Source organism: Mammaliicoccus sp. N-M50 (genome assembly GCF_022386995.1).
Lineage (GTDB): Bacteria > Bacillota > Bacilli > Staphylococcales > Staphylococcaceae > Mammaliicoccus > Mammaliicoccus sciuri_A.
Genome location: NZ_JAJNJA010000011.1, coordinates 23,769 through 47,682, shown reverse-complemented (window position 1 = coordinate 47,682; position 23,914 = coordinate 23,769). Strand labels below are relative to the sequence as shown.

21 protein-coding genes and 3 pseudogenes are annotated in these 23,914 nt (G+C 30.1%); 11 read left to right on the top strand and 13 right to left on the bottom strand.

Annotated elements, in window-relative coordinates:
* Window positions 1-612: 612 nt before the first annotated feature.
* Window positions 613-2,007, bottom strand: a complete 1,395-nt coding sequence (locus LQ622_RS13970; protein WP_204189347.1) for an NAD(P)H-binding protein — start codon at window positions 2,005-2,007, stop codon at window positions 613-615.
* Window positions 2,008-2,577: 570 nt separating this feature from the next.
* On the opposite strand from LQ622_RS13970, the pseudogene LQ622_RS13965 reads away from it, so the two are divergent.
* Window positions 2,578-2,877: pseudogene (locus LQ622_RS13965) on the top strand (transposase); the annotation flags it as partial.
* A 106-nt stretch (window positions 2,878-2,983) separates the two neighbouring features.
* Here the strand turns inward: LQ622_RS13965 and LQ622_RS13960 are convergent.
* The 4 genes from LQ622_RS13960 to chrA all read right to left on the bottom strand — a co-directional run bounded on the left by LQ622_RS13960 (window position 2,984) and on the right by chrA (window position 7,324).
* Window positions 2,984-4,135 (bottom strand): zinc-dependent alcohol dehydrogenase, encoded by a 1,152-nt coding sequence (locus tag LQ622_RS13960; protein WP_159315763.1) that lies wholly within the window; start codon window positions 4,133-4,135, stop codon window positions 2,984-2,986.
* Window positions 4,136-4,316: 181 nt separating this feature from the next.
* Window positions 4,317-4,835 carry a type 1 glutamine amidotransferase domain-containing protein gene (locus LQ622_RS13955; protein WP_159315786.1) on the bottom strand — a complete coding sequence of 173 codons (519 nt, stop codon included), beginning with the start codon at window positions 4,833-4,835 and terminating at the stop codon, window positions 4,317-4,319.
* 179 nt (window positions 4,836-5,014) lie between these two features.
* Complete coding sequence (locus LQ622_RS13950; protein ID WP_159315764.1) at window positions 5,015-6,052, bottom strand: 2,3-butanediol dehydrogenase; 1,038 nt, start codon at window positions 6,050-6,052, stop codon at window positions 5,015-5,017.
* A 108-nt stretch (window positions 6,053-6,160) separates the two neighbouring features.
* Window positions 6,161-7,324, bottom strand: a complete 1,164-nt coding sequence (chrA, locus tag LQ622_RS13945) for a chromate efflux transporter (RefSeq protein WP_159315765.1) — start codon at window positions 7,322-7,324, stop codon at window positions 6,161-6,163.
* A gap of 260 nt (window positions 7,325-7,584) precedes the next feature.
* Between chrA and LQ622_RS13940 the strand changes: the two genes are divergently transcribed.
* Window positions 7,585-8,124 carry a hypothetical protein gene (locus tag LQ622_RS13940; RefSeq protein ID WP_016910997.1) on the top strand — a complete coding sequence of 180 codons (540 nt, stop codon included), beginning with the start codon at window positions 7,585-7,587 and terminating at the stop codon, window positions 8,122-8,124.
* Between the two features lie 78 nt (window positions 8,125-8,202).
* Window positions 8,203-8,337, top strand: a complete 135-nt coding sequence (locus LQ622_RS15115) for a hypothetical protein (RefSeq protein ID WP_016910996.1) — start codon at window positions 8,203-8,205, stop codon at window positions 8,335-8,337.
* 879 nt (window positions 8,338-9,216) lie between these two features.
* On the opposite strand, the pseudogene LQ622_RS15235 reads toward LQ622_RS15115, so the two are convergent.
* The 8 genes and pseudogenes from LQ622_RS15235 to LQ622_RS13900 form a co-directional block, all read right to left on the bottom strand.
* Window positions 9,217-9,348, bottom strand: a pseudogene (locus tag LQ622_RS15235) (protein rep); the annotation flags it as partial.
* A pseudogene (locus LQ622_RS13930) lies at window positions 9,305-9,629 on the bottom strand (ArsR/SmtB family transcription factor). The pseudogenes LQ622_RS15235 and LQ622_RS13930, both read right to left, overlap by 44 nt.
* A gap of 17 nt (window positions 9,630-9,646) precedes the next feature.
* The gene (locus LQ622_RS13925) at window positions 9,647-10,264 is read right to left on the bottom strand and encodes a CadD family cadmium resistance transporter (RefSeq protein ID WP_202188962.1); all 618 of its coding nucleotides are present in this window, start codon (window positions 10,262-10,264) and stop codon (window positions 9,647-9,649) included.
* 284 nt (window positions 10,265-10,548) lie between these two features.
* Window positions 10,549-11,496, bottom strand: a complete 948-nt coding sequence (locus LQ622_RS13920; RefSeq protein WP_159315768.1) for a cation diffusion facilitator family transporter — start codon at window positions 11,494-11,496, stop codon at window positions 10,549-10,551.
* Between the two features lie 12 nt (window positions 11,497-11,508).
* Window positions 11,509-11,925 (bottom strand): DUF2231 domain-containing protein, encoded by a 417-nt coding sequence (locus LQ622_RS13915; protein ID WP_159315769.1) that lies wholly within the window; start codon window positions 11,923-11,925, stop codon window positions 11,509-11,511.
* A 76-nt stretch (window positions 11,926-12,001) separates the two neighbouring features.
* On the bottom strand, window positions 12,002-13,150 hold the full coding sequence (locus LQ622_RS13910) for a sensor histidine kinase (protein WP_159315770.1): 1,149 nt from the start codon (window positions 13,148-13,150) through the stop codon (window positions 12,002-12,004).
* Window positions 13,147-13,818: a response regulator transcription factor gene (locus LQ622_RS13905; RefSeq protein ID WP_159315771.1), complete on the bottom strand. Its 672-nt coding sequence runs from the start codon at window positions 13,816-13,818 to the stop codon at window positions 13,147-13,149. The genes LQ622_RS13910 and LQ622_RS13905 overlap by 4 nt, the downstream gene beginning before the upstream one ends.
* Window positions 13,819-14,226: 408 nt before the next feature.
* Window positions 14,227-14,466, bottom strand: coding sequence for an RNA-binding domain-containing protein (locus LQ622_RS13900; RefSeq protein ID WP_235906930.1), 240 nt, complete (start codon window positions 14,464-14,466; stop codon window positions 14,227-14,229).
* Between the two features lie 215 nt (window positions 14,467-14,681).
* Between LQ622_RS13900 and LQ622_RS13895 the strand changes: the two genes are divergently transcribed.
* The 8 genes from LQ622_RS13895 (at window position 14,682) to LQ622_RS13860 (ending at window position 23,860) form a co-directional block, all read left to right on the top strand.
* Window positions 14,682-16,112, top strand: coding sequence for a DUF6038 family protein (locus tag LQ622_RS13895; RefSeq protein WP_275590397.1), 1,431 nt, complete (start codon window positions 14,682-14,684; stop codon window positions 16,110-16,112).
* 125 nt (window positions 16,113-16,237) lie between these two features.
* On the top strand, window positions 16,238-18,028 hold the full coding sequence (gene cch1, locus LQ622_RS13890; RefSeq protein ID WP_159315773.1) for a cassette chromosome replicative helicase: 1,791 nt from the start codon (window positions 16,238-16,240) through the stop codon (window positions 18,026-18,028).
* 178 nt (window positions 18,029-18,206) lie between these two features.
* Complete coding sequence (gene ccrA / locus LQ622_RS13885) at window positions 18,207-19,556, top strand: cassette chromosome recombinase CcrA (protein ID WP_239775424.1); 1,350 nt, start codon at window positions 18,207-18,209, stop codon at window positions 19,554-19,556.
* Window positions 19,557-19,576: 20 nt separating this feature from the next.
* Entirely contained in the window at window positions 19,577-21,205 is a 1,629-nt protein-coding gene (gene ccrB, locus LQ622_RS13880) for a cassette chromosome recombinase CcrB (protein ID WP_239775422.1), read from the top strand.
* Between the two features lie 87 nt (window positions 21,206-21,292).
* Window positions 21,293-22,027, top strand: a complete 735-nt coding sequence (locus tag LQ622_RS13875) for a glucose 1-dehydrogenase (RefSeq protein WP_025907478.1) — start codon at window positions 21,293-21,295, stop codon at window positions 22,025-22,027.
* A 570-nt stretch (window positions 22,028-22,597) separates the two neighbouring features.
* Complete coding sequence (locus LQ622_RS13870; protein WP_204168103.1) at window positions 22,598-22,948, top strand: SAUGI family uracil-DNA glycosylase inhibitor; 351 nt, start codon at window positions 22,598-22,600, stop codon at window positions 22,946-22,948.
* A gap of 84 nt (window positions 22,949-23,032) precedes the next feature.
* Entirely contained in the window at window positions 23,033-23,341 is a 309-nt protein-coding gene (locus LQ622_RS13865) for a DUF960 family protein (RefSeq protein WP_064210983.1), read from the top strand.
* A 15-nt stretch (window positions 23,342-23,356) separates the two neighbouring features.
* The gene (locus LQ622_RS13860; RefSeq protein WP_107618169.1) at window positions 23,357-23,860 is read left to right on the top strand and encodes a DUF1643 domain-containing protein; all 504 of its coding nucleotides are present in this window, start codon (window positions 23,357-23,359) and stop codon (window positions 23,858-23,860) included.
* Window positions 23,861-23,914: the final 54 nt, after the last annotated feature.

Sequence of the window (23,914 nt, the reverse complement as noted above, 5' to 3'; positions counted from 1 at the left end):
CTTTTATCTCTAGAGGTTGCACTTCTCTATTAGTCATGTTATTTTTCAATCAAAAAAATTTTCAATATATAAGTTAAAGACTATTTACATTTAAATATTAATATAGGATTTTATATAAAAAATAGGCTGTTTTATTTAAATTTATCTTTTTTTGATATATAATAGACTAAAGTTGAATGTTTTATATCTGTTATCTATTCAACACATATTTAGAAATCCTTTTCACCTCACTGATTAGTGGGGTGTTATTTTATTGAAAACTTTTTTTAATTAAAACACTTTAAATAGTTTTTTTATATTAAAGTACGCTAAATAAGTAATTTTCATTTATTTAGTTTTATAAAAAGCGAGCAAGGAATTAATCCTTCAACTCGCTTTCACTTATTATGACAAGAGCTCTAGTCTCTTAATCCTATATTACCTTTTAATAACAACTTTAAACATAGTATTAGCTTAATTTTTTTTATATTTGATCAAAACGTAAGATACTATTCCGCATATAGTCCAATAAATTTTTAAAAATTGTTTTATAAAAAACCTTAAAATTTTTAAGAATGTAATATAGATTTTCATGTATATACCCCCTTGAATATTCACTATGATTCAAAGATATTAAATCTTATCTAAATTCAATTTATTAACTTTATATTCTATTGATTTTAGATGTATATTGTATAAAGTCATAACGTATAAGTGTATTCTTGCTTGCGTTAGTTTATAAATAATCCATGGAAGTGTAGGTTCATATTCATGAATAGCTACTATACATTCATTTTTATTTAGTACTCTACGAAACTCCATTCTCGCTCTACCTTTATTTTTATTTTTTGAAAATCCTCCCCCAGTTATATAGAGAAGTTGCCTATTTACATCTGAACGGGAGTCCGACTTTTCTAATATTAATATAGGGTTCTTTATAGGAAAAAGTGAAATCATGTATCTACCGTTAATGTATTTAGTAGAGATTATTTTATTATTAAGATTATTTAACCATTCCATATAATCATTTGCTATATCTTCTATAGTCATATGAGTAGGTATTCGAAACCTTTGAACAGATTTCACATTTTTTATCGTTTTACTTTTGTTTTTCTTTTTCTTACTCGATGATTCATTTTTTAATGCTAATTTAACACTTTCTTTAAATGTAGTTTTCCCATCGGATATTCCTTCTATATAATTTTTATTATCCATTCTCATATTATGAACTAAACTGTCCATAAGAGGATACACAATTTCTTTCTTTTCACCGCTAATAAGTCTTATCCAGTATTTAGAGAGAATCAAAGGTATAATCGGCAAATTAAACATTGGCATTTTTTTATTTAAAACACTAGCCGTTTGCTTAAATAAATCCTTATATGTCAACTCATCTGGACCACCAACATCAATTGATTCATTTAGTTTAGGCCTTCTTGATACGACTTTAGTAATTGAATTTATGACATCATCAATATAGATAGGATGTGTAATATTATTTGCCCATTTAGGTAACAACAATAATGGTAATCGTTGTGTCAATTTTTTTAAAATTGGATATGAAGAGCCGTTCGATCCAACTATTAAACCTGCTCTAAGTGTACTGACTGGCACTCCATATGAACCAAGTACTTTTTCACATTCTAATCGACTCTCTAAATGTCGAGAAAGATTATCCTCTTTTGGTATTAGACCACTTATATAAATAATGTGCTTAACACCTTCTTTTTTAGCAGCTCTTCCAAAATTATCAGCTAATAAAAAATCCATATCTTCAAATTTAGCTTGTGTAAGCTTAGAATTCGGCATCATTGAATGGACTAAGTAAATAGCAATATCAATATCTTTCATAACATTTTCAACATCAATTAATGAAAATATATCTGCTTTCTTCCAAGTTACATTTTTCTCATCTACTTTATTTTCTATATTTCTTGAAATAGCAATTATTTCATTTTCAACTTTTAATTTTTTCATCAAATTACTTCCAATGTATCCAGAAGCACCTGTTAATAATATACGCGCCATAACATTCATTCCTTTCAACTTTTAAATTATAGTTCTTACTTTAAATAGTTTGGGTTATTCTTATTAAATCATTGATTTTCTACATATTTATTTTTTTCTCTTTTTCATACTATAGAGTAAATACCCTTTTTAAATATTCGATAACAAATATTTAGGTAATAGCATTTAAGCTTATAAATTAATTAAAACGATTCCATTTTTTAACTTAATGTCAGTTTCAGCCTTACTCAAACAAATAAAATTTATAATGATTCGTTAGAGCTAAAAGATTTTCACTATTACTGCACATAGTGATTGGAATAGTATCTAATTTAATCATTATTTTTTAAATTAACTTTATAATACCTGAGAAATGTTATGCTTATCATTAACTAACTTTATGCGTTTATTCTAATTTTAAATAATCATATTATTTTATTTTTTATAATAAATTTATTGTGTATCTATTTGTGTTCAGCCATATCTTCGGATACAAGATTTTCTTGAATATATTATGGAACTCTTTTTATATTTCTTTAGTTATCTCATTTTTCTAATAGATATATACAATGGTTTTGTTAATCAAGTTGTGGTGCGGTTGAAGTTTGGAAACGTAACTTCACTCACGTTGAACAGCTGTTTGATTATGGTAGTAATATTCGTAAAATCATGTATACAACTAACGCGGTAGAAAGTATTCATTCTAGTTACCGAAAGGTTACAAAAAAAGGTGCATTCCCAAATGAGAATGCACTCTTAAAATTACTCTTTATTCGAACAAAAGAACTTCAAAAGAAATGGTCCACTGGTTACATTCCAAACTGGTCTATGGTTATGAACCAGCTTCTTTTACATGATCAAATTAAGGATAGAGTTATTAAGTATCCTTGAATAACTTACACACTTAATTTAACAAAGCCCCTTTTTTTAATGAGATAAACTATCTCCTCTAACAATATCCAATAATTTAATAGTCGAGAACAAAAGTTTTTATAGTCTATTCTGGTTTAAATACAACCTTGATGTTGTTATCCTTCTTCTGATCAAATACTTTGTAAGCTTCGTCTGCCTCTTCAAGTGGAAATGTATGAGTAATAATTTCTGTAGGATCAAATACTTCATCTTTAATCATCTCGTAAAGTTTAGGCATTAAATGAATAACAGGAGCCTGTCCACTTCTTACTGTAATATCACGGTTAAATATTAAATCTATAGGGAAATTATCAGCAGGTGATCCATATATACCGGTAAGCTGTATTGTCCCAAACTTTCTTACTGATTCAGTAGCAGTAAGTATAGGACTTATTGTTCCACGTTGTTGAGAATGCTCAGATAGCTCCTGTTCTGGACTCGATTGCTGTCCATCCATTCCTACACAATCAATAACAACATCTGCGCCACCTCGCGTTTTTTCTTTAAGAAGTTTACCTATTTCTTGTTCTTCATCAAAGTTATACACTTCAGCACCATTGTACTTTTTAGCGTGATTGAGACGATGCTGTACATTGTCAATCGCAATCACTCTCTCTGCACCTTTTAGTTTCGCAAACTTCTGTGCCATTAAACCTATAGGACCACAACCTAATACAATAACTGTATCTCCGGGTTTAACGCCTGAGTGTTCTACACTCCAGTAAGCAGTAGGTACAACGTCTGATAAGAATAAAACTTGCTCATCTTTTAGATTGTTATCAGGAACCTTAAATGAAGAAAAGTCAGCATGAGGTACTCTTAAGTATTCTGCCTGTCCGCCCCAGTGATTACCATGAAGATTACCAAAACCGAATAGTCCACCATTATCTAACTTCCAGTTCGCTGGTGTTTCATTAGAATTGTCACACTGAGATTCCATGTCGTTATTGCAGTAGAAACATTCCCCGCACCCAATATTAAAAGGTATTACCACACGATCTCCTTTCTTTAGTTTTTTTACATCTTTTCCTATCTCTTCAACAATACCCATTGGTTCATGTCCAATGACAAAACCAGGTTCCATGAATAAATCACCTTGATGATATAAATGTAAATCTGAACCACAAATCCCAGATGCTGTTATATTTATAATTGCATCAGTTGATTCAATAATCTTAGCATCTTCAACTTTTTCGATCTTCATCTTCTTATGTCCTTGATAAGTGACTGCTTTCATAAAATAACACTCCATTCTAAATATTATTTACAAGCATGCTAAAATATACCTCTTACCTTACCTTATAAACATAAACCTTTATAGAATCCATCATCTTACTAAGAATATCTTCATTTGTGTTAATGATGACTATTTATATAAAACTAAAGAGAAGACTGATAGTCTCCTCTTTAAAAAATAATTATTTTAATAAATTTACAGATTCACGGTTAAAGTCTTCTAAATCATCAGGTGTACGTGAAGTGACGATATTATCAGAAACTACAACTGATTCATCTACTACTGTTGCACCAGCGTTTTCTAAATCTTTACGAACTGATAAGAAACTTGTTAATTTTTTACCTTTTAATAAGTCTGTATCGATTAATAGCTGTGGTCCATGACAAATCGCAAATACAGGCTTTTCATTTTGAACGAAATGTTTTGTGAAGTCTCCAAAACGACCTTCTTCATCTCCACGTAACATATCTGGTGAGAATCCCCCTGGGATAAGTAATGCGTCAAAATCTTCAGGTTTTATATCGCTAATCGCTCTATCTACTGTTACTTCAGTATCTTCAGACTTACCTTTTACTGTACCTGTTTCTTTTCCTATTACAGTAATGTCATGTCCTTCGTTTTTTAAAGCCTCAACTGGACTTGTATATTCAACGTCTTCAAAATAATTATCTAGTACAACAGCAATTTTTTTGCCATAAATAAATTCCTCCTAAAGTTATCAATAGTAATATATACCCACTCCATAATCATTAAAACGTATAAAGCTCCTAACAGTCTTATTTCAGGATTGAGAGATTGCTAAACACGTAGTAGTCAGTTGATCTATTATATATATTGATAAAAGTAGGGTAGTAAACTCATTAGTTGTTATAACCTATATTATAATTTAACAAGAATTTTGGATTGTGATTTATCATTTACAAGTTGTTCAAACCCTGATTCTACAATATCATTTAACTCAATTTCATCAGTGATGACATCTTTTACTTTTAAATTACCTTCATTAATCAAATCTATCGTTTGTTGAAATGTAGTAGGTGTATAAGCAATTGTTGAAGTAAGTTTTACACCTGTATTCGTTAATTGCATTGGGTTCCATTCAATAGGATGGCCGAATATAGAAACTATAACAACAATACCTCTTGCTTTAGTAACATCTATTGCTGATTTAAGTGTTTGGGCCACACCAGCTATCTCAAATGTTACATCAACGCCGTCATCAGTGTATTTACTAATAATATCACTTGGATCTGATTCACCAGAATTTATAGTATGAGTGGCGCCTACTGCTTTAGCTTTATTAAGTCGTTCTTCTGATAAATCGAAAACAAATATTTTGCTAGCACCAGCTGCTTTGGCTGCTATTATTGTTAATAAACCAATTGGTCCTGCACCAAAAATAGCAACAGTATCTCCAAATAGAACGTCACCTTCTTTAATTGCTTGAACTGCAACTGCTGTTGGTTCTACGAGAGCACCTTCTTTATCTGAAACATTATCGGGTAATTTATAAACGTTCTCTTCTGGGACATTTGTGAATTCTGCAAACCCACCATCAGAACCTAAGCCTATAAATGAATAACCATCATAAAGATCAATATTTTCTTCTTTTTCACGATTTGAAACTGTAGGGTTAATGACAACACGATCGCCTTTATTAAATTTTGTAACTTTAGAACCAATATCATCTATTATGCCTGCAAATTCGTGTCCTAATGTAACAGGAGCTTTTTGACCAAGAAATGGATCTGGCTTATCTGTTGAAATAAATATAGGACCTTCTAAGTATTCATGTAAATCTGTACCACAAATTCCAGCCCAAGTCACTTTAACTTTTACTTCATTGTCTTGTAAATCTTTAGATTTTCGCTCTTCAACTCGTACATCTTTCTTACCATACCAAACTGCTGCTCTCATTAATAAAACCTCCTTAGTTAATCTAATTTAATAGTATGCTCTTTTAAAGTGGTTTTCAAATAAATACCTTTTAATACTGTACTTCTAAATTATTTTATTTAAATTAGACTAATAAAATAGAATACCTAAAATAATACCTATTAAAACAATAGACCAAGAAGGAAATTTAAAATACATTAATAATACGAACAATAGACTACCTAAAGCAAAATCTAATTCTGATTTAATCGTTGACGTCCAAATTGGATTATAAAAAGCAGCAATAAGAATGCCGACTACGCCCGAACTTATACCTTTTAAAAAGCCTTCAGCATATATATTAGACTTAATATTATCCCAGAATGGCAAAATTCCAAATAGCAAAAGAAACGCAGGTAGAAAAATAGCAATAGTAGCCAAAATTCCCCCTGAAATTCCTTCTATAGACATACCAATATAGGAAGCAAACGTAAATAATGGACCGGGCACAGCTTGAGCAGCAGCATAACCAGTTAGGAAGTTATCGGGTGATATTAAACCTGATGGTACAAACTCATTTTTCAATAAAGGTAAGACAACATGTCCTCCCCCAAAAACTAAAGAACCCGATCTATAAAAACTATCAAACATTTTTAACCATAGATTATTGGTTATTGAACTAGCTATAGGTAATATAGTTAAGAGTAAAAAGAATAATGATAAAGAAACTAAACCTAATTTTTTAGGTAAGTTAAATGTTTTGTTTTTTATTTTATTTCTAGATGTTGTATCTTTTCTTAGAAAGATAAGACCATATACACCAGTTATTAATAGTGCAATAACTTGTATATAAAGATTATTTATTACTAATGCTAATATAAGTACAAATAATGCCAACGTAATAGTGGTTTTAGTATTTGTTAATTTTTTCCCCATACCAATAATAGCTTGAGCTACAATAGCAACAGCTACTAGTTTTAAACCTTGTATCCAAGTGAAATTCGCATCACTATTTGTAAATAGCATTGAAAATATCATTAGCATAATTACAGAAGGAAGAGTAAATCCTATAAATGAGATAATACCTCCTATGATTCCTCCTCTCATAGTTCCAATACCAATGCCTACTTGGCTACTTGCAGGACCAGGTAAAAATTGGCATAGTGCTACTAAATCAGAGTACTCTTTTTCATCAAGCCACTTTCTTTTCTTCACATATTCATCATAAAAATAACCTAAATGAGCAGTAGGTCCACCGAATGATACTAAACCAAGTTTTAATGCTACCAAAAAAATGTTTATATATTTATTCATAAAGGGCTCCTTATATTTCGTTGGCTAACTCTTTTAATTTTTAACCATACAATTGTGTAAATTCTTTATATGTACTACAGAAAAACTAGTTAGATAATCTTCATCATAATAATTATTGATGATTTTCTGATTTATAACTTTATTTTTAAGCCTGAATTACTAAAATAACAACTCAATTATACATCATTTATTTTATATTATTAACTATAGCTTGTATTATATAGATAGAGTAGAACTAATTTATTATAAGGAGGAATTTAATGTTAAATATTTTACAAGCAATTGGTTCAATTGGAACATTTATTATGGCGATTTTATATTTCGTTTCAGTAATGATACAAATAAGACAAATCAAGATTTCTTTTATACCATTCTTGGCTTTCGATCAGATTATTATTGAACAAACTCAACGTTTGAAATTGAAGAATTTAACTGAATCTGATACTGACTATGTAAATACTGCTTTTAAACTACAAAATTTAGGTGGTGGGACTGCTAAAAATATTGATATAAAAGTTTATTTAGATGAAGATGAAAATGAAGTTTTACAAGAAAAACATATAAATATTTTGCCTAGTAATAAATTTTATTTAATGCCTATTAATAAAAAAGCCTTTGAAGAGTTTGAAGATACAATTAAGAATAATGGCTATACAACTAACATGTATATAAATATAAAATATTTTAGCCAAATCTCTAAAAGGCAAAATAGTATCACATATAGAGTAAATATTGAGGAGTTTGTTAATTTAGATGATAAAGATTTGTATGAAATGACATTTGAGACTTTTAATTCATAAACCATAGTGAATTTCAAACGATAAGTATTTAATATTTCGGCAAAAACGAGTGAAATATCATACTAAGGAGAACAAATCATGAAAATTAGTAAACCACTTAAAGAAACAGGTTGGACTGAAGATGAGATTCATAAAAGACTAGATTCTATTATTGAAGAAGATAATGTCGATATGACAGAGATTGAAGATATAGACGAAATAATAGAGGAATAAAAAAGCCCATTATGGGGCTTTTTTATTAAAACATAATTGAAAAAATGATAGTACATAATCTAACATCTAGTATTCATTTAAAAGTTTTTTTCATACAAAAACCACTCTAGTTATTAGGAAGAGATCTAGAGTGGTAAAGCGAAATAGATCATTTAACTACAAGGAAAGATAAATTGGATGTTAAGCCCTTCCTCGTATAACCAAACTACCAAACAATTCTAAATATAGCAATATAAAATTGAAAAACTTACCCTATCATTTTTAATGATAGGGTAAGTTAATGGATTATTGTATATGAAATTAAGTACATAAAATGTACTTATATATAGTAATACTACATCTTTATATATTAATCAATAAAAAAACCTCCACATCATGGCATTGTGTAGAGGTTAAGTGTTTTAGGGTAACACACTTTCATCTAATTACTATATCATATCTTTATCCTATAAACAATAACACCTCACTAATTAGTGAGGTGAAAAAGGTATTACCAAATATGAGTTTAAATCTAAAACGGAGATATAGGTTTAAACTATTTTAAGTATATCACTTTGGACACTCTAATCAAAATAAAAATCTACTCAAATAATCGAGTAGATTCGCCGCATAATTGTGTTTAATATGTCTACATACACATTAACACATAAATCCTTTTAAATATATACCCCGCTAGTAATAAACATGTTTCTATAATCATTGAACTTCGTCATTTGTTAAACAAACACACCCCACATTAGTGAGGTGTATGATAGAGACTTATTTATAATTTGATTAAATCAGGGGAAGTAACCAAATCTAATAAGATTATAGCATAATTTATAATGAAAAATAACTCTACCTAAATTACTTCTATATATTCTTCATTATGTTTGATTATCTAGATTTAATATATTTCATCATCAACGATAAACCTAGCGCATTTTTTCTCGCCTTACGCCATACACAAATTGGGCAAAATTGATTTTTACAGAAAAAAATCTTTAATTTCATCGTCTTTAATAAAATAATAAGCCATCTTTCCAAAAATCAAGAACATCATTTTTATACAAAAGTCTTAAATGATGTGATGTAGAAGTAACACTCATATTTAATATCAAAGAAATATCACAAACACACACAACTCATTTTCCTTAATCAAAGATAATATGATTTTTAATTTCTTTTCATCACATATTTTTTGAAAAATACCAAGTAATTTTTGTGATTTTATCATCTTCTAAAAAATTCAAAGCATTATTTACTTTATCCTCATGAACACAGATTACATCACAAATAGTTGCCTTTCCCATATAAACCACACCTTAATCTAAAATATAAAACCAATTATTGTTTGGATTGTATTGTTTTCAATAATAATAAATAACCCTAAACCAATGTAAATAACAGCCATTATCCAATGACTAAACTTCTCTACAATTTCGCCAACACCTGAAATATTAGCTAATTTTTGTGCTGTATATACCAAAACAAAAATCAATATTAAAAATACAAGAAGAGTAACCAATAACTCAACAATATCTAAAGTCACAAAGTAAGGAACAAAAAGCCCGATATTATCTGCACCACAACTAGCAATTGTAACCAAAACAACAATACCGACTAATTTTGATAACCCTTTTTCGTCTAATTCTTTTTTAGCTCTTTTCTCGCCTTCACAATCGTCATAAATAGCAACTTTAATACCTAAGTAAATCGGTATTAAACCTAATAAACCCAACACCCATTTTTCTGGAACATAATTCAAAACAAAAGCTAGAAATAAACTAACTAATATTAAAATTACAGAACCTAAGTATTGTCCAATATAAATATCTCGATATTCTTTTCTAGTATTTGCTCTAGCAAAAAATATTAATAAAATCACTAATAAATCTACCGCAGTTGCAATATAAAGTATTGCCGCAGTTATAATAGTCTGAACCATAGAGCACCTCATTCAAATATAAATTTGAATGAATTGTATCATATATTGCATACCTTATGAATAATAAATATTAGAACCGAAAAGTGACACTTTAACTGATAGTAAAGAGCTATGTACATACGAGTGATTTATAGATTCTTTGAGAATACGACTTAAAGCGATTTTAATTTGTCAGTTCATTGCATCTTGTTTTTTAACAATTTCACTAATAAGGAAAACCTTATAAAAACTAAAGCTTATTTTCTATGTATAGTAGAAAATAAGCTTTAAAATAATATATTAAATTAATATTCTGCTTCCTTTTTAATCTTATCAAAATAACTTTCGTTAAGATTATTAATTACTAAGTGTTCAATTTGAAGTGTAGTATGAGTCAACCCATATTTTTCTTTTAACAAGTCTTCAATTTCATTAATACTTTTATATGCATCTTTACTATACTCACTATTTAAAACCACATGGGCACTTAATGAATAATGATTCGTGGTAATCGCCCAAAGATGAAATTCATGAACATCCAATACATTAGGAACTGATTTCATAGTTTCAATGACTTTATCGGCCTCAAGTTCTTTAGGAACTGTTTCCATTAAAATCATCCATGCATTATACATGATTTTGTAACCACCACGGAATATCACTACTGATATTACCATACTCAATATTGGATCGATTAGTTGAATACCTGTGAAAAAAATTAATAGTACCGCAACAATAACTCCCACTGAATTAAGTAAATCACCTAAAAAATGCCATAATGCACTCTGAATATTAATATTATTTTCATTCTTTAATGATCTCATCAATATAATAGTAAGAATAATGTTAACAATCAAACCAATAGTTGCAATAATTAGCATTAAATTACTCTCAACTTGTCGAGGATACAAAATGCGCATAATTGCTTCATAAAAAATCCAGACAGAGATAACTGCTAATGCTAGACCATTAAGAAAAGCTGCTAATATTTCAAAGCGCAAATATCCATAAGTAAAACGAGAATTAGGTTTACGCTTAGCAAAATAAATAGCAAGCATAGACAACACGAGTGCAACAACATCACTTAGCATATGAAATGAATCAGATAACAATGCTAATGAATTTGTTAAGATCCCCCCTACAAATTCAACTATAGTAAAAAATGCAGTAATGATTAATGTAATCCATAATGTACGTTTCGAACTTTGTTGAACTTTACTATGCTCCACATGATGGAAATATGTTTGTTTCATTTTATCTACTCCTTACTTTCCATAGGGGATACTTACACCTAAATGTCCCGTAACAACTAATAAGATAAATCCAACAATTGTTAGGAACACTGTAATAAAATCACCTAGTATTTTATATTTTTCAAACCATATACCTACTAAATGAAACATTGTAGCCAGACCATAAGATATTAATGCAAGCATTGCATAGGTTTCATGTAGATGAACTAAGCTCATTACATGTTTTGCTCCGAAATGTCGTATAGCATATTGTGTTCCACTGTCTCCTAGTATATAACTGATCATTCCAAATACCATTCCTACAAGAAGTAAGACTGTTAGTGTAATAGAATAACGTGATTTCTTTGAAAATAAATTTATAAATGAAATAATTGTTGCTAACGATAACAGTGCAATTGGAAAATGTATGAATAATGGATGTAATGGCATTTTCTTCAGCTCCTTCAAAATATCTAAATCTTAATGATGTAAGTATAGAATATAAGACTGAAATGAAACTGAAATTTTAAAGTTTTATAATAAATTTCGTACCTTTTTCTAATTGAGATTGCACATCAATTGTTCCATTATATTGACTTACAATATTTTCCAAAAGTGAAAGTCCTATTCCAGACCCCTTATTGTTATTATCTACTTGGTAAAAACGCTGAAATATTTTATTCTGATCTGATTTACTAATCCCTTTACCGTTATCATAAACTTCTATTTGAATTCCATTTATCGTTTCAAACACACTTAAACTTACTTGAACTTCCTCCGAATTATGATGAAAAGCATTTTCTAGTAAAATATTAATCATTTGCTTTAAATGTCTAGGATGAATTGTGAAAAATAATGGTGATTTATATCTCTTTTTTATTGTAGAATGATAAACATTTTCTACAGTTATAATCGTTTCATCAAAAATTTTCGATATATCAATAGATTTAACTTTATCATTATCAATATTATCATTTAACATGGTTTCTACTAACTGCTTCATATATGTAATTTCTGTTCTCATTTGTGATAATGTATCATTTCCATCTTTTGACAAATGTTTTCCATCAACTAAGTCTAGGTATTGTATACCTAACAATACAGAGGCAACTGGTGTTTTCATTTCATGTGAAGCATTTTGCACAAACAACCGCTGTTCTTCCATAAGCTTTTGATATACTAAAATAGGTCTTTTAGCTAAGTAATAAGCCATAAAAATCATTAAGACGAAGGCAAATATAAATGCAATTGTTAATTCTCTAGTGAGAAAATATTTAGTTTCATAAAAATCACTAACATTTGTTAAACTATATAATGTTCTATTTTCAGAAATTTTTGATATTCTAACGTCAAATACACCCTTATGACTCTTACTCACTAAAGAAGTCTTAACTTTATCTACAAAATATTGTTCTAGTTCTTTTTGAGTAAATGGTGTGACATTTTCAGTTATAGTCTTACTATCTGTAATAAAAAAGTAATGTCCTGAATCCACTTTATTGTTGCTCTTTATTGCATTTTTAATACTTGTAGTTTGTTTTATTGAAGTTTCTTCAATTTCATGATTTACCTCTAAACTAAAAGCTATTATAATACCTAAAAACAGTATCATTAACAATAGAAATAGATATATTACGTAGCGTAGAAACACTTTCCAAAAATGGTATTCTTTCATTTTAGCACTTCCAATTTGTATCCTACATTTCGTATATTCTTAATACTAAATGTAATATCCATATTATTTAATTTTTTTCTTAGTAGCCTCATTAGCGCATCTACATTATTATTCGTAACAACATTATTAATACTCCATACTTTATCAATAATTAAATCTGTTGACACAATTTCATATAAAAAAAGAAGTTCTAATAATCGATGTTCCTTTTGTGAAAGTTCTAAAACTTCATTATCTTTTGTAAATAAACGTTGTTGATAGTGATATGTAACATTTCCTATTTTCTTTGTTTGAGACTTCAAAGGAATAGAACGTTTCAAAACTGTTAGTATTCGTGCTTCTAATTCTTCAAACTCAAAAGGCTTTGTAACATAATCATCAGCACCGAATGTTAAACCAGTTACTTTATCAGCAGTTTGCGATTTAGCAGTTAGCATAATAATTGGAATGTCTATATTTTTATTTCTTATTTTTTTGATTATTTCAATACCACTTATTCCTGGTAACATCCAATCTATCAATAAAAGATCATATTGATTCGTACTTAAATAATCTATGACTTCATTTCCATCTTTCAACCAATCAACATGATATTTTTTTATTTTTAACATCTTTTCAGTTAGTTTACCAATCATTTCATTATCTTCTATCAGTAGTATTTTCATCATATTTCGCCTCTAAATAATATTAGTTTTATTAAATATATCTTATAATATATTTTCATATTATTAACTAAATATCTATTATTCAAAAAATATCAATCTTTCCACTAGACGGTCTATTCTTACAAAACATACAATTTTGCTTCATATTATTATAATATAAACTCAAATTCATTTTCCATAGTATCTCTGCATCCAATGTACTTCCAGTAGAAATAATTGAGGTATTTTTATCTTCAACTCTCGTAATGCTACCTGCATTGACGGTTTTATTTTTTACTTTTTTTATCGGTTTCTGCTTTCTCCAGATAGTATGGTACATATCCTTTAGGATTTTTTATAATGACATCCATTTCATATTCAAATATCATTAATGAGACCTTGGGGTATCTACCTGCAGCAAACTTTTTTCCATTAACAAATGATATTAATTCCTCTTGGTTTTTTTCGATTTGAATCACCTGCAATTCCAAGAATATGACCATGATCTGCCACTCCCAAAATCAAATAAGCTTCCTGATTTGATAAGTTATTCGACAAACAAATTATATCTTGTAATAATTCAACTTTATCTTTATGATATTCTGCTTTAAAATCCCAGTAACACCCTTCTCTCTTTTCTTGTATTAAATTTATTATTTGATGCTTTAACATCACATTAGACTCCCCTTTTAATTAAGTATTCTCTTTCGAAACCAATTCTATAAGTCCGAATTTTAAAAAATAGTAAAACTATCACTCATTTTCCATTTGCTCTCTTATTTGCACACAAAACAAGAACAAACGTTCCCTTTATTACTATTAATTCTACTTTATAATATAAATAAAGTAAACATAACCAATAAAGCAAGTTTGAAAGGACAATCACCTTGAATTTTGAAAATTACAAATATTTTACTGGAAAAGATTTAATGAAGGAATGTAACTTGAGTGAAAAAATGTTTAAGAATAGTATGGATAAACTCGAACGAGTTTATAAGTTAGATATCACTAGATACAAATCCAATCCATCAGCAAGCAATAGCGGTTACAGCTTTAACTTATTTGAATTAGAGTTATTTAAAATTTTGCTAAATACTATTGAGGACTTTCCTGTTCCAACATCTGCTAAAAAATTTGATGACATAGATTTAAGAGAGGAGGCATTAAAGAAAAATAATAGTCAATTTATTAGCTATATTACTAATATCAGCGATTCAATTGATAATATTAAAAACGATGCATTAAAAGCGCAAATTTACGCATCTGAAAACTATTCTTTTACTTTAGAATGGCTTAGTACTCAGTCAAAATGTAATGATGCCTTGTCATCATTTTTTAATTATACAAATTCTCTAGATTTAGATAAGAGTTCAAAATTATATAGAAAATTAGCACATAGAATTGACGAGTTACTGTTTGAAACATTAATGGAAGATAATATGACATTTGATAATGACTTCAATTTCAAGCAATTATATAAAGTTCATCAATATAATAAAGAAAATAATCCCGAAAATTTTATTATATACAACCAAGTAGAACCTGATGATTCCAAGTATTCGAATGTAAATCATGAAGTAGCTAGATATATATCAAACGAACCAAGTATAGATGATTATAGTGAACGTACTGATAACAAATTATTAGATTTTTTCATTATTGATATATTAAACAAACTCTACCTTCCAAGTTTGAATAAAAGAATCAATCATAAAATTGTAACTTATGATATACAAAATGATGATGAAGCAAAAATCCGTGAAAAATTAAGAAAAAAAGAAATTGTAAAATATCCATTCAACGTTAATGGATACTTTCTCCGTATTGAAAACGACTTATTTTCTAACTATCAAAGAATTATTAATACTATAAATCAATATAAAAACAACACTTTTGATTTACAAAATTTTGAATCACGCATAGATAATATAATAAATAGCCCCGATCCATTAATATCAAACGATAAGTTTCTCTATATTTATAAAGACTTTTATTTATCATTGTCTAAATTTTCTAACCTATTTTATACTAATCGCCAATCCTATGTTGATGATGGCATAAGTCCAAATCAAGTAGAGAGCTTCTTAAATGACTTGTATCGAATTCATCTTTTATTAGATAAATATTCATTTAATAAAGATATTGAGCCACTTTCAAAAATAAACTTTACCGAATTAACGAACGCTTTCCAGTTATTTGAAGAAATAAAATCTACTCAAATTAAAGACGAAACCGTCAGTAAACAAGTCAATGATTTATCTAGTTGGTCTATCGCAAAAGCTCTAAGGGAAACCTTGGACAATTTAAAATTTGAATAGCACTACCAAAGGAGGTCGTCCATTTTTTTTGTTTATGGACGACCTCCTTTTTTGCGTTTAATTCTCCTTTAATATGTATTTAGCAACACAAATTTAATGCTTATATAGCAAAGGAGAGATTAATTATGAGTAACAACATATTCAAGCAATATCCATATTTTTTAAATTCAAATGGCTTTTATGAAGTGATTCCACCTAAAAGTAACAATGATGTAGAAAAAATCATTCAATTGTCTAGTCCCATCATTATTGAAAATAAATTTCTCGACCCATCTACAGGGGTTGAGAAGTTAATTATTACAGATGGAAAAAATATTGAACGTATTGAAGCATCAGATATCTTAACATCTTTCAAGCTACCTGGATTGATTAAGTACGGCTTCAATATCAATGAACGGTACATTAAATCATTAAGCTATGCGTTACAATCGATGCGCCAGTCACTTCCATTATCTAAATTATATACCGGCGTAGGTGTATTACAGTCAGATGATGAAGGTATGGTCATTTCATTGGATAAACCATACTTTTCAAAAGAAATAGAGCAATCTCAAGCTAATGAAATCATTTGTGAAACACACTATGATTTACAACCAAAAGGTACTTTCAAAGGCTGGTGGGAGATGTACTTAAAACAAGTTAAAGGGAACTTACTACTAGAACTTGCAGTAGTATTTGCTGCTTCTTCATTAGTTACTGCATTCCTAAAAACAAGACATGAGGTCGAGTTTGCGGGAACCATCTTCTCATTTATGGGAAATTCAAGCACAGGTAAATCGACTGCAGCCGCTTTAGCAGTTTCAATAGCCGGTAATCCTACTAAAGGTAGTAATACGCTTTTTAGGTCTTGGAATGGTACTAGAAACGCGCTTGAAGGATATTTAAGTAACAATTATGGTTTGCCTATCGTATTGGACGAATTATCGGCTGCAACCTTCAAAGACACTACTGGGTTGTTATACAGTCTGGCAGAAGGACAAGGCCGACAACGATCTAATATAGATGGTAATGTCAAAGCCCTCAAAAATTGGGGGACCTCAGTGATAAGTACGGCAGAACACAGTGTTTTAAATAATAGTGCGCGTAATGATGGATTAAATGTTCGTACCATTGAAATATCAGAAGCATTTACGACGAGTGCTGACAATGCAGATGCGATTAAAAAGGCTACATCCGTCAATTATGGGCATGTCATGCCATTAGTAGCAGAATATCTTTTAAATCGTGAAGGTGAAGTAATTAAATGGTTTCACGCGGAACATGATTGGTTCAAAAAACAATTAAAAAATGAAACGAGTCATACAGGTATTCGTATGTTCAAACGCTATGCAGCGATTACGACATCTGCTCGTATATTCGAACGTGTTATTGCGACGCCCATAGATTTGGATGCGATTAGAAATTACTTACTCAATTACCATTCAGATTCTGTAAGTGAGCGGTCTCTTGCTGATAAAGCGCTCGAAACGATTACGCAATTTGTCGCACAGAATAGAGGGAAATTTTCTGATGATAATAGATTATCAACCATGGTAGAAAATTATGGACTTATTGAATTAAAGGATAATTGTATTCAAGTCAAAATCCTTAAAGATGTCTTTAAACGTATGTTGGAAGAAAACCAATATCAAGATGTGAATAACGTTATCGATGCGCTGCGTGATAAAGGACATATTCAATCTGATCCTAACAGAAAGACAACCAAACGCAGTATCAAAGATTCCCATGGTAAGTCCAAAACGATTGTATTCTACCATCTTAAATTGGATAAAGAACTTGCACCTATTTTAGGCTTAAACGCTCATGTTGAACCTTTTACACCACCACAATTTGACGGTAATACAAATCCAGATTTGCTGAATGAATTTGTTAAAAAAGCCAGAGAAATAGAAGCTAATGATGATTTAGAATTATAAATTAAATATTTGGAGGTTTATTCATATGGACGAATTCATCACATTACTCGCTGATTTAGTGATTGAAGAAATCAATCGCACTGATGACTAATCATATCGCCCAACACCTGACTGGTGTTGGGCTCATCTATAAATTCGTTCATAAATATATATTATCATGATGAAAGGAGGAAACTCGATGAAACAAGCTATTGGTTATTTACGCCAAAGTACAACTAAGCAACAATCCCTAGGAGCACAGAAACAAACTATCCAAACACTCGCTAAAAAATACAATGTCCAACACATCACCTTTTATAGTGATAAGCAATCAGGCAGAACGGATAATCGAACAGGTTATCAACAAGTCATCGAACGCATTCAACAAAGACAATGTGACGTATTATGTTGTTATCGCTTGAATCGACTACATCGTAATTTGAAAAATGCATTAAAACTTATGAAACTCTGTCAAAAATATCATGTTCATATTCTAAGTGTTCATGATGGCTATTTTGATATGGATAAAGCATTTGATCGCCTAAAACTTAATATATTCATAAGTCTCGCAGAATTAGAGTCTGATAATATTGGTGAACAAGCCAAGAATGGCCTTAAAGAAAAAGCTAGACAAGGTAAACTCATCACGACACATGCACCATTTGGTTATACCTATCGCACTGGTACATTCACAATTAATCAAAATGAAGCACCAACAGTTAAGGCAATATTCCATTACTACCTACAAGGTTACGGTTATAAAAAAATTGCGCAATACCTAGAAGAAGATACTAAGCTAATCAACCGAAAACCCTATCAAGTACGTAACATTATTATGAACCCTAATTACTGTGGACGTGTGAATAACAAATACGGTACTTTTGATAATATGTTCCCATCTATTATCAGTAAATCAATGTATAAAAATGCTCAAGCAATACGGTCACAAAAACATACCAAGCGGACTCCATCATCTAATCAACTCAAACAAAAAATTAAATGTCCGTGTTGTGGTTCAACCCTTACCAATATAACCATTAGAAAAACCAATCATTCATTACGTTATTATGTCTGTCCTAAAAACATGAATGCATCACGTTTTGCATGTGACTTCAAAGGCATAAACGCTAAAAATCTGGAAAAACAGGTCTTAGAAACTTGCCAAAATTTCTTTCGAGACCAACAACTCTATTCGAAAATCAAGCATGCTATTGAGAAAAAGCTCAAAAAACAAAATATGCATAATACTAATAACACATTAACTCATGAAAAGCTCATTGAAAAATTAGCACAAGGAACAATTGATGTAGAAACATTCAGAGAACAATCTCAATCGATAAACCTGCAGCATAAACCTATACAACCAATAAGTGATATTCGGATAAAAGCATCACTACAAAAGGTTATACAGAAAAGTTTCACGTTAAACATGTTATATCCCTTTATTGATGTCATTCATATTACTAAAAATAAAGAACTAAGCGGCATCTATTTAAAAGATGAGCCACTAAACATTGTTAATCAAGCGGTACAATCATCGATTGCTTAATCAGAAAGGATGAAAAAATCATGCAACAACTCAAACAAAAACGTGTTGGTATTTATGTACGTGTATCAACAGAAATGCAAAGTGCAGAAGGTTATAGTATCGACGGACAAATCAATCAAATCAAAGAATATTGTAACTTTCATCATTTCGAGGTCAAAGATATATACGCCGATCGTGGTATATCAGGAAAATCTATGAACCGTCCTGAACTTCAACGTATGTTACATGATGCAAATGAAGGTCTCATCGATTGTGTCATGGTATATAAAACAAATCGACTCGCACGTAATACATCTGACTTACTCAAAATTGTTGAAGACCTTCATCGTCAAAATGTCGAATTCTTCAGCTTATCTGAACGTATGGAAGTTAATACAAGTAGTGGTAAACTGATGCTACAAATACTCGCAAGCTTCTCTGAATTTGAACGCAATAACATTGTCGAGAACGTATTCATGGGCCAAACTAGACGTGCACAAGAAGGCTACTATCAAGGGAATTTGCCTCTAGGATATGACAAAACACCTGATAATAAACACGAACTGATGATTAATCAACATGAAGCGAATATCGTGAAATATATATTCGAATCTTATGCCAAAGGACATGGTTATCGTAAAATTGCCAATGCCCTCAATCACAAAGGATATGTTACTAAAAAAGGTAATCCTTTTAGCATCAATTCAATAACCTATATCTTAGTCAATCCATTCTACATTGGTAAAATTCAATTTGCGAAGTACAAAGATTGGAATGAAAAGCGTCGTAAAGGACTGAATGATAAACCTATTATAGCTGATGGTAAACACCCTCCTATTATTAGTCAAGAATTATGGGATAAAGTCCAATCACGCAAAAAACAGGTCAGTCAAAAACCCCAAGTTCATGGAAAAGGAACCAACCTATTAACAGGTATTATTCACTGCCCACAATGTGGTGCACCAATGGCAGCTAGTAACACAACGAACACATTGAAAGATGGTACCAAGAAACGTATTCGCTATTATTCTTGTAGTAACTTTCGAAACAAAGGCTCAAAAGTATGTTCTGCGAATAGCGTTAGAGCTGATGTGATTGAAAAATACGTCATGGATCAAATACTCGAAATTGTCAAAAGTGATAAAGTCATTAACCAAGTCTTAGAACGTGTTAATCAGGAGAATAAAGTCGATATCGGTGCATTGAACCATGATATCGCTTATAAACAACAACAATACGATGAAATCCATGCGAAACTAGACAACTTGATTAAAACAATCGAAGATAATCCAGACTTAACAACAATACTCAAAGAAACAATCCATAAATATGAAACACAACTCAATGACATTACGAATCAAATTAATCAACTGAAGCAACAACAAAATCAAGAGAAAACATCATATAATACGAAACAACTATCCGCTGTTTTACGTCGCATATTTCAAAACGTAGAATCCATGGATAAATCACAACTCAAAGCGTTATATCTCACAGTCATTGACCGAATAGATATTCGTAAAGACGAACATCGTAAAAAGCAATTCTATGTCACATTAAAACTCAATCATGAAATCACTAAACAACTCTTCCATAATACCCCTATCGACGAAGTGCGCCTCAGCACTTCGTCTTTATTTTTATCTCAAACACTCTATATTCATATATAAGTATAAGTGACTTTTTTAGCTTCTTGATTGAGTTAGGTATACAATAAAATTATGAACAATATTAATTTAGAGGAAGGATGTTTTAAAATGGGAAAATTACAAGATAAAGTCGTCGTTATTACAGGTGGTGCACAAGGTATGGGAAAACTTCATGCCAAAAAAGCGATAGCTGAAGGCGCAAAAGTCGTGATAACTGATATTAATGATGAATTAGGTCAAAAAACAGCTAATTCTCTTGGAGACGATGTTTTATTTATCAAACATGATGTATCTAAAGAAACAGATTGGAATCATGTCATTCAAGAAGTTATGAACAAATGGAATCGAATTGATGTACTGGTTAATAATGCAGGAATCACATACAATAAAACAATTGACCAAATATCATTAGAAGATTATATGAAGATTGTAAATATTAATCAAGTATCTGTATTTTTAGGCATCAAAACTGTATCAAAAATTATGAAAAGTCAAAAACAAGGGTCAATCATCAATATTTCTTCAATGAATGGTCTTGTTGGTGGTGCAATTGGCTATACAGATACAAAATTTGCGGTCAGAGGTATGACAAAAGCTGCGGCTAGAGAATTGTCTCCATACAATATTCGAGTTAATTCAGTACACCCAGGTGTTATAAAAACACCAATGTTAGAACAAGACGATGTTAAAGAAGCCGTTAAAGAATTCGAAAAAACAATTCCAATGCGAAGAGTTGCGCAACCCGAAGAAGTATCTAAACTTGTATGTTTCTTAGGGTCTGACGATGCTTCTTATTCTACAGGATCAGAATTTGTTATAGATGGTGGTATTACTGCACTATAAATGATAAATCAATTAAAATATAAATAGTTCTCTTGAATAAATTTTAGGCGAAGTGCTGAGGAGCACTTCGCCTTTATTTTTTCCTTAAACAAGTTAAATTTATACTTATTGTCCTTTCGTCATCCAATAACACTCAACTAATAGAAAATTTCGATATATATATCATTGATGATTCAATTTATAGCTTATATTGAATGACGAAAGAACATCCCATCATGATAAACCAACGGGATAACAATGGGATTTGATAAATACATGTAGGATAAGGATTACGCAAGCGTAATCCCGAAATCCCATTATTATTTATAAATAGATAATATAAAAAGAAAAAGTAAGTCGTACTGACATCTACAAATTCAAATCATATATAAATATATAGCTATATTTCCCGAGAAATGAGCGGGATAATGGGATTTCCTTGTCATATCAACAATTGTGATGATTTTCTATTGGGATATTTTCTGTATTTCAGTGGGATTTCTAAGTGAAACAAACATTATTTCAAACTTATATTATCAAAATGATGTATCGCATGCATACATCTATCAAACACATTAGGAGGTCATAATGATGACACTAGAACAACAACTCAAGCACTATATAACCAACTTATTCAAACTGCCAAAAGATGAAAAGTGGGAATGTGAATCTATCGAGGAAATCGCTGATCATATCTTACCTGACCAATATGTAAGGCTTGGGCCACTCAGTAATAAAATACTTCAAACCTACACCTACTACTCTGATACACTTCACGAAAGTAATATCTACCCTTTCATTCTCTACTATCAAAAACAACTTATTGCGATTGGTTATATTGATGAAACAAACGATATGGACTTCTTATATCTTCATAACACAGTTATGCCACTACTAGATCAAAGACACTTACTTGAAAAGGAGAATCATAATAATGAATAAATGGATACACATAGCTCAGATAAGCGTCACAGTCATTACAGAAGTTATTACAATAATGAAAGATATAGAAAAGGAGAAATGAGCATGGAACGTTATATTACACGTGGTATTGCCAATTACTTGCCAGCAATGTTACAGCAACAATTATGGAAAATTGTCTCATATAGAGAACATGAACAATCTAAAGAGCAAGTCACAGATTATTTTCATATTTTCCAATTTAATATGTATAGTGACCAACTTTACATCAAACATAAACAAGAACGTCCAGAGTACGTAAAAATTCATAAGGCAAATTATTCAAAAGCTATCAATATTAATAAGGTCTACATTATCCGAGAAGATGATGTAGACCTTTCTTATTACGTCATGTTGCTACCAGAAGAATATTAATAGGAGGCATCAATCATGCAGAATATACAATGTACATTAGAAACTGAAGCAATATTTAGTGACGATAAGCAACATCGTTACTTACTCAAAAAAACATGGGACAATGGTAAAAAGATAATTTCAGTTATAACTTGTTATCCAAATTTCGAAGGAACCAAAAAATTAGATTTAACGACTCAACTAATTATGAACAAAGTTGTAGAAATGGATGAATTTGGTTCAATCCATTTTGTGAATTTATACTCCAATATTACGACACCAATAAATATAAAGCATTTAGAGAATAGCCATGACAAGCATACAGACATTCAAATTATGAAAGCGGTGAAAGAATCTGATGAAGTTATATTAGCTTGGGGTGCTTACGCTAAAAAAGCTTCTGTAGAGTCTAGAGTCAATGAAGTGTTGGAAATGTTGAAACCTCATAAAAAGAAAGTGAAGAGATTAATCAATCCGCAGACCAATGAAATTATTCATCCACTCAATCCAAAAGCAAGAAGCAAATGGATATTTAAATAAATCAAACTTTTTTAAAATAACAATAGAGAAGTATTGAGAAATTGATTAATATGA